At 60.2% G+C, this 12,991-nt stretch carries 11 protein-coding genes; 7 read left to right on the forward strand and 4 right to left on the reverse strand.

All coding sequences use genetic code 11. The annotated features are described in order from the left end of the window. The first annotated feature begins 49 nt into the window (after positions 1 to 49). The 7 genes from J0X19_RS11075 to trmB all read left to right on the forward strand — a co-directional run bounded on the left by J0X19_RS11075 (position 50) and on the right by trmB (position 7,480). Positions 50 to 1,753, forward strand: coding sequence for a hypothetical protein (locus J0X19_RS11075; RefSeq protein WP_206984426.1), 1,704 nt, complete (start codon positions 50 to 52; stop codon positions 1,751 to 1,753). Positions 1,754 to 1,867: 114 nt separating this feature from the next. Beyond that, positions 1,868 to 3,031 (forward strand): HU domain-containing protein, encoded by a 1,164-nt coding sequence (locus J0X19_RS11080; protein ID WP_206984427.1) that lies wholly within the window; start codon positions 1,868 to 1,870, stop codon positions 3,029 to 3,031. A gap of 93 nt (positions 3,032 to 3,124) precedes the next feature. After that, positions 3,125 to 3,856: a MotA/TolQ/ExbB proton channel family protein gene (locus tag J0X19_RS11085; RefSeq protein ID WP_206984428.1), complete on the forward strand. Its 732-nt coding sequence runs from the start codon at positions 3,125 to 3,127 to the stop codon at positions 3,854 to 3,856. Between the two features lie 104 nt (positions 3,857 to 3,960). Next, a complete protein-coding gene (locus tag J0X19_RS11090) occupies positions 3,961 to 4,371 on the forward strand; it encodes an ExbD/TolR family protein (RefSeq protein WP_026880077.1) in 411 nt (136 codons plus the stop codon). 94 nt (positions 4,372 to 4,465) lie between these two features. Further along, positions 4,466 to 5,386, forward strand: a complete 921-nt coding sequence (locus J0X19_RS11095) for a hypothetical protein (protein ID WP_206984429.1) — start codon at positions 4,466 to 4,468, stop codon at positions 5,384 to 5,386. A gap of 57 nt (positions 5,387 to 5,443) precedes the next feature. Then, positions 5,444 to 6,745, forward strand: a complete 1,302-nt coding sequence (locus J0X19_RS11100) for a bifunctional folylpolyglutamate synthase/dihydrofolate synthase (RefSeq protein WP_206984430.1) — start codon at positions 5,444 to 5,446, stop codon at positions 6,743 to 6,745. Between the two features lie 72 nt (positions 6,746 to 6,817). Next, entirely contained in the window at positions 6,818 to 7,480 is a 663-nt protein-coding gene (gene trmB / locus J0X19_RS11105) for a tRNA (guanosine(46)-N7)-methyltransferase TrmB (RefSeq protein WP_206984431.1), read from the forward strand. A gap of 171 nt (positions 7,481 to 7,651) precedes the next feature. On the opposite strand, the gene J0X19_RS11110 is transcribed toward trmB, so the two are convergent. From J0X19_RS11110 to J0X19_RS11125, 4 genes are all read right to left on the reverse strand, one after another. Beyond that, complete coding sequence (locus J0X19_RS11110) at positions 7,652 to 9,886, reverse strand: xanthine dehydrogenase family protein molybdopterin-binding subunit (RefSeq protein ID WP_206984432.1); 2,235 nt, start codon at positions 9,884 to 9,886, stop codon at positions 7,652 to 7,654. 97 nt (positions 9,887 to 9,983) lie between these two features. Continuing rightward, positions 9,984 to 10,964, reverse strand: coding sequence for an FAD binding domain-containing protein (locus tag J0X19_RS11115; protein ID WP_206984433.1), 981 nt, complete (start codon positions 10,962 to 10,964; stop codon positions 9,984 to 9,986). After that, positions 10,961 to 11,593 carry a 2Fe-2S iron-sulfur cluster-binding protein gene (locus tag J0X19_RS11120; RefSeq protein ID WP_206984434.1) on the reverse strand — a complete coding sequence of 211 codons (633 nt, stop codon included), beginning with the start codon at positions 11,591 to 11,593 and terminating at the stop codon, positions 10,961 to 10,963. The genes J0X19_RS11115 and J0X19_RS11120 overlap by 4 nt, the downstream gene beginning before the upstream one ends. Positions 11,594 to 12,261: 668 nt before the next feature. Further along, positions 12,262 to 12,981, reverse strand: a complete 720-nt coding sequence (locus J0X19_RS11125; protein WP_206984435.1) for an NADPH-dependent F420 reductase — start codon at positions 12,979 to 12,981, stop codon at positions 12,262 to 12,264. Between the last annotated feature and the right edge of the window lie 10 nt (positions 12,982 to 12,991).

Raw genomic sequence — 12,991 nt, forward strand, 5'->3', positions numbered from 1 at the left:
GTCATGGGTTACTTAAACGGTAACCTGCATAGCATTCAACTCCCGAACTATGACGCTTCACCCGTCGAAATTGCTGGCGCTAGCTGGCCTGCTGGCTACTGTGCCGGCGGTTGCTCAGGCGCAGCCCACCCGCCCAGGTACCCGTGGTAAGATTGAAGAGGCTGAAATTGAAATCGTAAAAGAGCGGGTCAACCAACTGCCCGAAGCCGCCCGCAACTTCGAAAAAATCAAGATCAGCCCGCCGGCCAAAACCACCGGCAACGTCAACTACACCTACCCGGATTTCCGCCTGCCCGCCGACCTGCTCAACCCTTCGGTGCGAGTCCTCACCATTCGGCAGGAGGAATTGGCGCCGCAAACGGGTAATTACCTCAAGGCCGGGGTTGGTAACTACGGCACGTTTCTGGGGCGGGCGCACCTGCACAACACCCGTAGCACTACCGCTTCGTACGGCATCGACCTGAACCACCTCTCGTCGGCCCGCGGGCCTATTGATAAGCAGAACTCCGGCCAGAGCCGCACTACCCTCGACCTCAACGGCGAAACTTACAGCGGCACCACGGCGCTGGGCGCGAAAGTGGAGCTGGGCCGGGAGCGGTATAACTTCTACGGCTACAACCGCGACGTAGCGCGCCTGCCCATTGCCGATACGCTCAAGCAAACTTTCAGCCGCGCCGGCATCAAGGTGTACGCCCGCAACCGCGCCACTGATGCGCAGTTGCAGTACGATGTGGCTTTAGGTTTCCGCCACTGGAACGACAATTTCAACGCCAAGGAAAACAACATCTACGGCGAGGTGCGGACCGCTTATGTGCTGAGCGAAACCAGCAAAGTGAGCGTCAACGGAGACTTCTCGTTTATCTCCTTCGAGGACTCGCTGAAGTATAGCCGGCCTTTCTTTCAGGTGACGCCGGCATATGAGCTGACCCTGAACCGGTTGGCGGTTTCGGTGGGAGCGGCCATCGGCTACACCGGCGACACAATTCGGCAGGCTCCGCAGTTCAAGGTGTATCCGGCCGTGCGCGTGGGCTATACCGTTACGGAAGACAAGTTTGTGGTGTTTGCGGGCCTGGGTGGCGGTATTCAGCGCGTCACCATGTACGACCTCACCACTGAAAACCCCTGGCTGGCTCCCAACCAGCGCGTGGCTGATACGCGCCGCGGCCCCACGCTGTACTTCGGCTTCAATTCCACGCCGGCCCGCAACCTGGAGCTGAACGCCCGCGTGACGCTGAGCAACGACCGGAATCTGTACTTCTACAACAACTCCCGGCGCGACTCCACCAAGTTCGACCTGGTGTATGATAAGAAGTCTACGCAGTTATTCAACGCCCACGGCGAGGTCATCTACAACGCTGCCGAGAAAACCCGCATCGGTGTTAAGCTCGACTATAACGGCTATAACGTGAAGACTCTGAACGAGGCCTTCCATCGGCCCGCTTTCCAGTCGGCTCTCTTCGCCACGCACAACGTCTACGACAAGTTGCTGCTCGGTGCCGAACTTTATACCTACAGCTCTAGCTACGGCTCGTCGTACCGCCGGGCCGCAGGCAGCAGCTTGCTGGCGAAGCGCGAATATGTGCGCCCCACCGACTCGGTAATCGACCTCAACCTGCGGGCCGATTACCGGATTATGGAAAAACTGTCCATCTTTGCTATGGGTAATAACCTGATTGGCGGCCAGTACGAACGGTTCCTGAACTATCCGGTGAAGGGAGCCAACGTACTATTGGGCGCCACGTACGATTTCTAAGTTTTAGTGCCTGGTGCTTGGTGCCTAGTGCTTAGGCCGTTCTTTTAGCCACTAGTTGAACGACTTAAGCATTAGGCACCAAGCACCAGGCACTAAATCACCAAGCACTAAACAATGCCGCTATCCGCTCATATCCGCACCCTGCTTCGGGACCACGACTGCGTAATTATTCCTGATTTTGGGGGGCTGATTGCCGATTACGCGCCGGCTCGGATTCATCCGGTGCGGCACACCCTGGCCCCGCCTTCCAAGCGCGTGGCCTTCAACCAGTCGTTGACCCGCAATGATGGGCTGCTGGTAGATGCGCTGTGCGTGCAGTTGAACCTGAGCCCGGCGCAAGCCCGGCAGATGATTCGGGAAGCCGTGACGCGGATGCAGCAGGAGCTGGAGGCCAGCCAGCGCACCGAGCTGACGGGCGTGGGCATCTTCCGCCGGTCGGCTGGTCGGGGCCTGGAGTTCGAGTATACGGGCACCGATAACCTGCTCACCGCCAGCTTTGGCCTGCCTGAGCTGGTAGCACGCCCCGTGCGCGCCACCGACGCCTTGCTTTCGCGGGAACGGCAGCCGGCCGCACCGCAACTGGCCGCTGGCCGGGTTACGCGCGCCGGACGGGTGCTGCGCGGGGCCGTAACGGCCGTATTGGTAGGGCTGGTGTTTTCGGCTAACTATATGTTTGCCGACCAGCAGGGCTACTTGCCTGAAGCCCTGCGCCTGCCCAGCTCCGAGCCAGTGCAGCACGCCAGCCTGCCGGAACCAACTGCCCCGCGCATCAGCCGGCAGCAGGCGGCCCTGGCTACCACCGATAATTTCGAGGCCATCCGCCCCGAACCCAAACCCGCAGCTGCGGCTCCAGTAGTGGCAGTAACCAAGCCCGCCCCGGTAGCGAAGGCCGCCGCGCCAGTAGCGAAAGCCGTGCTGGACGGGCAGGGCAAGAAAGCGCCGGTTGCGAAACCAGCCGCCAAACCCGCCCCGAAAGCGCCGGGCTGGGAAAAAGCCGCCGCCGGCAATGCAACCCCCGCCACCGCTGCCACGACAATTAAAAGCCGGACCGGCCGTTACTACGTTATTGCAGGCTCTTACACCACGATGGTGAATGCCGAGAAAGGCCGGCAGGCGTTGGTACGGCTCGGACACCCCGCGCGCATCATCACGCCGCCCGCCGGTAGCCGGCAGTACAAGCTCTCCGTGGCCGACTTTGCTGATCGGACTTCGGCCGACCGGCAGGCCACCATTCTGCGTAAGCGGATGGGCAACACTCTTTGGGTTCTCAATTATTAAGTTGTTCGATTGTGGTTGTTAGTTGTTAGACGCTTGCTAAGCATCTGGCTAACAACTAACAACAGATAACTAACAACTACCTGCACACCTAGCATGACGTTTTTGTTTTCCCTGCTGCTTCAGATGCAAGTCGGCAGCGCCCCCGCCGCCGGAGCTGCCGCGGCCGATTCCACCGCTCAGGCTGCCGATGCGGCCGCCAACGCCGTAGCCGGCGACCTGTCGCTGATTGACTTGATTGTGAAAGGCGGCTGGATTATGGTCCCGCTGTTTTTGCTCTCGTTTGTATCGCTCTACATCATCATTGAGCGCTACATCACCATCCGCAAAGCTGCTTCGGTGCCGGAGTCGTTCATGCCCGGCATCCGCAACCTGATGGTGAAAGGCGACCTGCAAGGCGCTAAAATGCTGTGCGCTCAAACGGCTACGCCGCTGGCCCGCATGATTGAGAAAGGTATCCGCCGCATTGGGTTGCCGCTCAAAGACATTGAGGCCAGCGTGGAGAACGTAGGGAAAGTGGAAATTGCCCGCCTCGAAAAAAACATCAGCATCTTGGGCATCATTGCCGGTATTGCGCCCATGTTGGGTTTCGTAGGTACCATCATCGGGGTAATCAAGATTTTCTACGCCATTTCCGCCACCGGCGACTTTGGTATTGCCCAGATTTCGGGTGGTCTGTACACCAAGATGGTGACGTCGGCTACTGGCCTCATTGTGGGTATCATTGCTCACATTGGCTACCACTGGCTCAGTATCATGGTTGAGCGCCTTGTATTCCGGATGGAAAACTCGGCCATCGAGTTCATGGACATCCTTCAGGACAACTAACGTTGAGAGTAACTGAGTAAGCTGAGCAACTGCGTGAAATGCTCCACAGCCCAACCAGTTCAGTCTGAAAATTTACTCAGTTACTCCGCTACTCCGTTACTCTAATGAATCTAAGCCGGCGCCGTAAGCTTTCCTCGCACGTTGAGACCAGTTCGATGAACGACATCATGTTCTTTCTGATGCTGTTCTTCCTGATTGTGTCGACGATGGTGAATCCCAACATTATCAAGCTGATGCTGCCCAGTGCCAAGAGCAGCAAGCAGATGATGAAACAGCCCATTACCATTTCCGTGGACGGGGCGGGCCAGTACTTTATCGACCGGCAGCCGACCACCGCGCAGCAGCTGGAAAGTGAGCTACAGCGCCGCGTGCAAGGCGCCGAAAGCCCCACGGCCGTGCTACGCGTAGATGCCTCCCTGAACGTGCAGAAGCTGGTGGATATTCTGGAAATCGGCAACCGCCTCAAGATCAAAATGGTAATGGCCACCCAGGCGCAACAAGCTGCCGGTAAATGATTTTTCGTTTTTCGTTGTTCGTAAGAGCACAAGGAAACCGGCACTGCTTGAGCACCGCGCCGAACAACGAAAAACCAACAACGAAAAACCAACCATGGAATACCGCGAAGAACACCGCAAAGAAGCCATTATCGGGACCGTGGCGTTGCATGGCTTGCTGGCGCTGCTGTTCTTCCTGACCGTATTTAAAGGCCCCGATCCGCCCCTCGATGCAATGGGTGGCGACGGGGTAGAGTTGAACTACGGCGTGGATGAAGCCGGCTCCGGCGACATTCAGAGCCTGGCTACCGCCAACGCTTCGCAGAACCGGGAAGACAGCCGCCCGCCAGCTTCCAACCCCGACCCGCAGCCCACACCGCCGCAGCCTACGGCCCCGGCTTCACCACCAGCGCCGCAACAGGCCGCTCAGGAACGCGTCGTCACCAGTGAAGCCGAGGAAAGCCCCGTTACGGCCCCGCCCGTAACTAAGCCGGCGCCGGTGAGAGTGGAGAGAACCGAGCCCACGCCGGCCAAGGAGGAAGTGCGCGAAGCGCCTAAACCCGTGGAGCGTCCGCGCACCCTCTATACGCCGAAAGGCAGCGCCAACGGTGGAGGCAACGGCGTAAACGGAACCAGCAACGCGGCCACCGGCAACAACAACGGCGACCGGCCCGGCTCCGTGGGTGACCAAGGCGACCCGAACGGCTCCCTGGATGCCAAAGCGCTGTACGGCCAGCCCGGTAGCGGCGGCAGTGGCAGCAGCCCCGGCTCGGGCGGCTTGGAAGGCATGAGCGGATGGGCCTTCGTGAACCGTCCTAGTGCTCCGGCCATCGATAATACGTCCGGTTTCGTGCGTTTCCGCATCAAAGTGAGTGCCGACGGCGAGGTGGAAGCCGTTACCAAAGTATCCGGCAACGTGTCGGCGGCGCAGGAGAAGGTATGCCGCGACGCCCTGCAAAACGCCGAGTTCCGCCGTACCAACTCAGCCAACGGGGGCGCTTCGGGGTTCTACACGTTCCGCTTCACGGTTCGCTAAGTCTCGCTATTTCGGGCCGCCGGTCGGATTTCTCCGGCCGGCGGCTTTCTTTTGCGCATGAATTACCAGCAAACGCTCGACTTTCTTTACAACCAGCTGCCCATGTTTCAGCGGGTGGGCGCGGCTGGCTACAAGCCCGGCCTGGGCACTACCGAGAAGCTGGCTGCCGCCATGGGCAACCCCGAGCGGCAACTACGGTGCGTGCACGTGGCGGGCACCAACGGCAAAGGCAGCAGCTCCAATCTGCTGGCAGCCGTGCTCCAGGCCGCCGGCTACAAAGTGGGGCTGTACACTTCGCCGCATCTGCGCGAGTTTACGGAGCGCATCAAAGTGAACGGGCAGGATTTGGCGCCCGACTACCTGGTGGAATGGGTGGCGCGCTGGCAGCCGCTGTTTGCCGAGTTGCAGCCCTCGTTTTTCGAGATGTGCGTGGCGCTGGCGTTTTCCTACTTCGCTGAGGAGCAGGTGGACGTGGCCGTGGTGGAAGTGGGCTTGGGCGGGCGGCTGGATTCTACCAACATCATCACGCCGCTGGTTTCCCTGATTACCAACATCAGCTTCGACCACCAAAACCTGCTGGGGGATACGCTGCCGCTGATTGCCGCCGAAAAAGCCGGCATCATCAAGCCCGGCGTGCCCGCCATCATCAGCCAAACCCAGCCCGAGGTAGCGGCCGTGTTCCAGCAGAAAGCGGCCGCCGAACAAGCCCCGTTGCTGTTCGCCGATCAACACTACCGCACCGTGCAGGAAACCCCGCCGGCCCCCGACCAGGACACGCAGGTGCTCACGGTGCTGCATGACGGGCAACTGCTGCTCGGACAGCTGGAGCTAGGCTTGGTGGGCGACTACCAACAGCTGAATCTGCCGGGCGTGCTGGCAGTGCTGGACGAATTGCGCCGGCAAGGGTTCATTCTACCGGAGTTGGCGGTGCGGGAAGGGCTGCGCCACGTGCGGGACCTTACCGGCTTCCGGGGCCGTTGGACCATCCTGGGGCGTCGTCCGCTGATGGTCTGCGATACCGGCCACAACGAGGCTGGTTTGCGCTTTGTGACAACCCAATTGGCCCGGCTGCCGCGGCGGCAGCTACATTTCGTGCTGGGCGTCGTCAACGACAAGGATGTGTCGAAGATGCTGACGCTGCTGCCGGCTGACGCCACGTATTACTTCTGCCAGGCCTCGATTCCGCGGGCGTTGCCGGCAACTGAGCTGGCCGCTCAGGCGGCGGCGGTTGGGCTGCAAGGTGCGGTTTATGGGCCGGTGCCGGAAGCTGTTGCCGCTGCCCGCGCCGCTGCTACGCCTGAGGATGTGGTGTTCATTGGGGGCAGTACCTTTGTGGTGGCAGACTTGGATGAGCTATAGTTTCTGGGCTGCTGATTGTTCAGTTAACTGCCTGACCGCACCAACGAAAATCAATAACGAAAACCGAACCCATTGAGCAGAATCAAGCTAAAGCGTTTCGCGGAAAACGCAGAGCGAGCCGATATTGTAGAGCCCGGCAAAGCCACCTACGAGCAACTGGGCGGCCGCTGGCGGCCAGACTTTTTTGCCAACAACCACGGCATAACCCTGGAAGTGGGCTGTGGCAAAGGGGAGTACACGGTAGGGCTGGCGGCCCGGTATCCGGAGCGCAATTTCCTGGGGCTCGACATCAAAGGGGACCGAATCTGGCGGGGGAGCACCCGGGCCGAGGCGCTGGGCTTGCGCAACGTGGGCTTCATCCGGACCCGGGCGCTGGATTTGCCGAAGCACTTTGCGCCCGGTGAGTTAAGTGAAATCTGGATAACGTTTCCCGACCCCCGGCCGCGCGACCGGGACATCAAGCGCCGCCTCACGGCCCCGCGCTACCTCGATTTGTACCAGCAGCTTTTGCAACCCGGCGGGCTGGTGCACCTGAAAACCGACAACGAAGGCCTGTTCGACTACACCCTGGAAACCCTGCAACAGCGCCCCGGCGTCACAATTCTGGCCTTCACCAAGGACCTGTACGCCACGCCCGAGCTGCTGCCGCACGCTGAAGACATCGAAACCAACTTTGAAAGCAAATACCGCGCGCTGGGCGTCCCCATCAAGTACGTGCAGTTTCAGCTAGGGTAATAAAGGCTGTAGCGCGAAGCTGGGCTTCGCGTATCGATGCTGACTTCCGGACTATCACAACGATTATCGTTCAACGATACGCGAAGCCCAGCTTCGCGCTACAGCTAATGAAAACGCCTCCTGCGGGTTACAGGAGGCGTTGTTCGTTTATAACCAGGTTAGTAGCAGGAGCTACACCAGCTTATCGGGGGTGATGGGCAGCTCGCGCACGCGCTTGCCGGTGGCGTTGAACACGGCGTTGGCAATGGCCGGGGCGACGCCGATGGTGGCAATTTCGCCGATGCCCTTGGTGCCTAGCTTGTTGACGTAGGGGTCGGGCTGGTTGACGAAAAATACCTCTATGGCGGGGGAGTCGGCCTGCACGGGCACATGGTAGTCGGCCAGGTCCTTGGTGACGTAGCGGCCGAACCGGTCGTCGATGATGGCGTGCTCCATCAGGGCCATCCCGATGCCGCCCACGGCGCCGCCTTTCATCTGGTTGCCGGCGGTTTTCTCGTTGATGATGGTGCCGGCATCGGCGCAGCTTACCAGCTTGCTTACCCGCACCTCGCCGGTTAGCTCATGCACCCGCACTTCGGCAAAATGCACCGAAAACGAGTACATCGAGTACTTCTGCCCCTCGCCGCTGGGCTTGGACTCCACGGTTACGGCCGTGCCGCCCGCTTGCCGTACCAAGTCGGCGTAAGTGGCGCGGGCGGTGGAGTTGCCGCTTAGGGTGAGGTAGTTATCGGCAAATGCTACGTCCTCCTTCTTGGCCGAAGTGAAGGCGCTGTTACTGGTAGCCGCCAACTCGCGCAGCTTGTCTTTCAGGGCCATACAAGCCTCTTGCACAGCTGGGCCTACGGTGTTGACAATGGCCGAACCGCCCTGCGTAGGCGCCTGCGCGAAATCGGAATTACCCCACTCGAAGCGGATTTTTTCGGGGGCCAGGCCCAGGGTGTCGGCGGCAATCTGGGTCATGGCCGTGCCGGTGCCGGGGCCAATGTCCGTGACGGCGCTTTGCAGCAACACCGTGCCATTGGGCAGGAGTTGGGCGCTGGCTTTAGAGGAGCCGCGGTGCGCCCCGAACGTGCCCACGCCCATGCCGTAGCCAATGAACCACTCACCGTCGCGCAGGGCGCCGGGCTTGAGCTGGCGCTTGTTCCAGCCAACACGTTGGGCGCCGGCTTGGTAGCATTCCTTCAGAAATTTGCTGCTCCAGGGCCGGTTTTTCTCGGGGTCCTGGTCGGTGTAGTTGCGCAAGCGGAACTCCATCGGGTCTATGTTCAGCAGGAAGGCCATTTCATCCATGGCCGATTCCAAAGCAAACGCACCGGTAGCCTCGCCGGGGCCGCGCATCCAGATGGGCGAGCCTACATCCAAGGCCGCCAGCCGGTAGCGCGTGGTCAGGTTCGGCGACTGGTACATCATCTTGGTCTGGCCCAGCGTTGCTTCAACAAACTCCTCATAGGTGGAAGTCTGGCCGATGCTCTCATGGGTGATGGCCGTGATTTTGCCGTCGGGCGTGGCGCTCATCCCAATTTTCTGCCAAGTGTGCGGCCGGTAGCCTACCATCGTGAACATCTGCTCGCGGGTGAGCATCAGCCTGACGGGCCGGTTCACCACTTTAGCAGCAATAATGGCCGCGGACTCGTGAGGCCAACTGTGCAGGGCATTGCCAAAGGCGCCGCCCACGTAGGTGGCAATCACCTTCACGTTTTCCTCGGGCAAGCCCCACTGCCGGGCAAAGTCGCGGCGGGTGGCCATGGTGCCCTGGGTTTTGTCGTAGAGCGTGAGCCGGTCGGGGGCTTCCCAGTGGGCCGTAATGGCTTGCAGCTCCATGGGGTGATGCACCTCCGTAGGTATCACGTACTCGGATTCCAGCTTCAAGGCGCCGGTTTTGTAAGCGTCTACCTGGCCGCGCTGGTAATCGGCCGCTGGCGACTTCGGGTTTTTCTTGGCCTGAGTGGGCAGGAAGGCGTTGGCTTTGTTGGCCTCCAGGTTGGTTTGGTGCTTTTCCTTGGCGTACTGCGCCTTTACCAGCCGTGCCGCGAAGCGGGCCCGTTCCAGCGTATTGGCTACCACTACGGCAATAGGCTGGTCGTTGAAGCGAATTTTATCGTCCATGAACACCTGCAAGGCGTTGCCCACCGTTTGCGGCTGCGAGGGGTCTTTGCCCGTGGGCTTGGTGCCGGGGGCTTTGGGCGCGTTGAGGTGGGTAATGACGGCCAGCACGCCCGGAGCCCGCTCGGCGGTTTTCGTGTCGATGCTCGTGAGACGGCCTTTGGTGATGGTGCTGCCCACCAGCACGCCGTAGGCTAGGTTGGGTAGCTCGTACTCGGCTGCGTATTTGGCCGCGCCGGTTACTTTCTGGCGGCCGTCCACCCGGTTCATGGGCGCTCCGATTTTCTTTTCTGGTGCGTTCATTAGTTTCTGCTTCGTTCTGGTGGGCGCCTCACCCCCCGGCCCCCTCTCCGGTGGAGAGGGGGAGCCAAACGGGCATTGTTACGCTTTTGTATAGTTGCTACGCCGCCGCGGCCGTTTTAAGGGCCTGCACAATGGCATTAGGCCCCAAGCGCAGCTTGTATTCGTTGTGTTTGAAAGACTTGGCGCCCTGCATGGCCACGGTAGCGGCCTGCCGGAAAGTTTCTTCGGTGGCGGGCTTACCTACCAGCACCTGCTCGGCGGCTGTAAGGCGCCAAGGCTTATGCGCCACGCCGCCCATAGCCAGCCGGGCGGCTTTTATGGTGCCATTCTCAATATCCAGGGCAGCCGCTACGGAAAGCAGAGCGAAGGCATAGCTGGCCCGCTCGCGCACTTTCTGGTAGTGTACGTGCTTGGTAAAAGGCCCATCGGGCACGTCTACGGCCGTTATCAGCTCGCCGGGTTCCAGGTTGGTGTCCTTTTCGGGCGTGTCGCCGGGCAGGCGGTGGAAGTCGGCAAAGGGGATGCTGCGGTTGCCTTTCGGGCCGCTTACCTGCACGGTGGCATCGAGGGCCACCAGGGCCACGCTCATGTCGGAGGGGTGCACGGCAATGCACTTGTCACTGAACCCGAAGATGGCGTGCATGCGGTTGATGCCTTCCAGCGCCCCGCAGCCGGTACCGGGTTGGCGCTTGTTGCAGGGCATGGTCACGTCGTAGAAGTAGGCGCAACGGGTGCGCTGAAGCATATTGCCGCCCACCGTGGCCATGTTGCGCAGCTGCGGTGAAGCGCCGGCGTTGAGGGCCAAGGCCAGCAGCGGCTGCCGCTCCCGTACCTGCTTGTCGTCGGCTACGGTGGAGTTCAAGGCCAAAGCCCCGATGCGCAGCCCGTTGTTCTGGCGCTCAATCTTGCGGAAATCCAGGCGGTTGATGTCCACTAGCTTTTGCGGGGTCATCACGCCGCGCTTCATGAGGTCCACAAGGTTAGTGCCGCCGGCAATGAAGCGGGCATTGGCATCCTTGGCTACCGCCTCAATGGCGGCCTGCGGCTTGGTAGCGCGCACATACTGGAACTGGTTCATACCTTCTGTCCTCCCGATTTCACGTCCTGAATAGCGGCTACAATGTTGGTGTAGGCCCCGCAGCGGCAAATGTTGCCACTCATGTACTCCCGGATTTCGCCTTCCGAGCCAGCGTGGCCTTCGCGCACACACGCCACGGCGCTCATAATCTGGCCGGGGGTGCAGTAGCCGCACTGGAAACCGTCGTGCTTCACGAAAGCCTCCTGCATGGGGTGCAGCTTGTCGCCGTCGGCCAGGCCCTCGATGGTGGTGATTTCCTGGCCCTCGTGCATCACGGCAAAGCTTAGGCAGCTATTCACGCGCTGGCCGTCTACGTGCACGGTGCAAGCGCCACACTGCCCGTAGTCGCAGCCTTTTTTAGTGCCGGTGAGGTTCAGGTTTTCGCGCAGCAAATCGAGCAGGGTGGTGCGGGGCTCCACTTTCAGCTTCAGCTTCTTGCCGTTGACTTTCAAGCTCAGCGGTATTTGCTCGATGGCCTCGGCCACCCGCTCGTCTAGCTTGGCCTCGGCCGCCGATACGACTGGGCCAGGGACCAACGCCAGCGCCGTAAGCAAGGACGACTGTTTGAGAAACGTACGCCGGTTCTCGTTGTGGTTGGCCGGTACGTCCGGCTCGTGGTTCGTGGCCATAAGTGAAAATTTACAGTTTCTTGGATACTCTTTTCAAACTAAGCCGGGCAGTTTAACCGCCAGAAAAACATCTTCTGGCTGCCCGAGCCCACGGTGTAAAACCTGCTGGTGTAGGCATGCGCCCGGCTATGCCAGTTGCTGTGTAATTGGCTGGAAAGCCTGCGTTAACGGGCGTTCAAAGCAATTGTTGCGCTACTATTATACGGGCAACGCGTAGGCGCACACGTGCAACAAGTTATACGTCATACAGGCTCACTTTCGCTGTAATAAAATGTGAAAAATCAGCCTAGCGGCAACCACGGCGCGGCATATTACCAGCACGTAGCTTGCGCAATAACAACGCCTTCACGCTGACTGGCAAGTGTGGCATTGTAGTGACTTCCTATCGGAAGCAACGCAAAGGTCTCCCGGCTGGTAACCCGCTGCATAACACGAATCAAAGGATGTAGTAAGAAAATCAATTGATGTTGCGCTTCAATACCTGCCTGTTGGAAAGTAAGTGCTGATGGCGGGGATGGGCAGGCGGTAGGTTGTTGAGCGGGGATGCAATACTGGCGCTGCTGACTAGGTTGTGTGGGCAGCAACCACTAAAGGCCGTCATTCCAAGCTATCCGAGGAATGACGGCCTTCTACTTATGGTCCGTTGTAAGTCGTTGATAGACGAATGGCTACGACTGGAATTGCTTGATCATTTCGCGTTCTTGTGCGGCGTGGTTGGCGGCGAATTGCGCGTGTTGCTCGGGTGTGCGCTTGGTGCCCAAGCTGGCCAGATTCTGTTTCAGTTTATCGGCGGGAAAATCGGCGCCGTAGGAGGGGGTACCGGGCTGCTGCCGCCACGACTCGTGCAGGTTGCCGGCGTCCACGGCGTCGAAACCTAGCTCTTCTACCAGGGTCATTACCTGCTGCTTGGCGGCGGCATCGTTGCTGGCTACGGGCAGGGCAATGCGGCCGGGCGTACCGGCGGGCACTCCTTTCTGCTCGATGTGGTGGGCGTAGATGTTGTTGAACACCTTCACTACCGGGCGGCCCAGGTGCTGCTGCACCCACTCGCTCTCGGTCAGGTCACCGGTTTCCAATTCGGGTATCTGGCCGTCGCGCAGCAGGGGGTAGTAGTTGCTGGTATCGATGATGGGCACTTCCGGAGCCACACCCTCGAACAGGTCTTTGGGCAGGTCGGGAATGTTTTTCAGCGGAATAGTTACCACGATGATGTTGCCGTGGCGGGCCGCTTCTTGGGCGGTAGCGGGCGTCGCGCCGGTTTTCCGGGCTACGTCTTGTAGGGTTTCGGGGCCGCGCGAGTTGGCAATAAGTACCGAGTGACCGAGGCTGACGAGCCGCACGGCGAGGGCACTGCCGATGTTGCCGGCTCCAATGATTCCAATATTCATCTTGATAGAA

The sequence above is a fragment of the Hymenobacter telluris genome (genome assembly GCF_017313265.1).
GTDB lineage: Bacteria > Bacteroidota > Bacteroidia > Cytophagales > Hymenobacteraceae > Hymenobacter > Hymenobacter telluris.

Coding starts and splice junctions, on each gene's coding strand:
- J0X19_RS11110 (WP_206984432.1), bottom strand. CDS start 9,886: ATGAACGCACCAGAAAAGAAAATCGGAGCGCCCATGAACCGGGTGGAC.
- J0X19_RS11095 (WP_206984429.1), top strand. CDS start 4,466: ATGGAATACCGCGAAGAACACCGCAAAGAAGCCATTATCGGGACCGTG.
- J0X19_RS11100 (WP_206984430.1), top strand. CDS start 5,444: ATGAATTACCAGCAAACGCTCGACTTTCTTTACAACCAGCTGCCCATG.
- J0X19_RS11115 (WP_206984433.1), bottom strand. CDS start 10,964: ATGAACCAGTTCCAGTATGTGCGCGCTACCAAGCCGCAGGCCGCCATT.
- J0X19_RS11125 (WP_206984435.1), bottom strand. CDS start 12,981: ATGAATATTGGAATCATTGGAGCCGGCAACATCGGCAGTGCCCTCGCC.
- J0X19_RS11075 (WP_206984426.1), top strand. CDS start 50: ATGACGCTTCACCCGTCGAAATTGCTGGCGCTAGCTGGCCTGCTGGCT.
- J0X19_RS11120 (WP_206984434.1), bottom strand. CDS start 11,593: ATGGCCACGAACCACGAGCCGGACGTACCGGCCAACCACAACGAGAAC.
- J0X19_RS11090 (WP_026880077.1), top strand. CDS start 3,961: ATGAATCTAAGCCGGCGCCGTAAGCTTTCCTCGCACGTTGAGACCAGT.
- J0X19_RS11080 (WP_206984427.1), top strand. CDS start 1,868: ATGCCGCTATCCGCTCATATCCGCACCCTGCTTCGGGACCACGACTGC.
- J0X19_RS11085 (WP_206984428.1), top strand. CDS start 3,125: ATGACGTTTTTGTTTTCCCTGCTGCTTCAGATGCAAGTCGGCAGCGCC.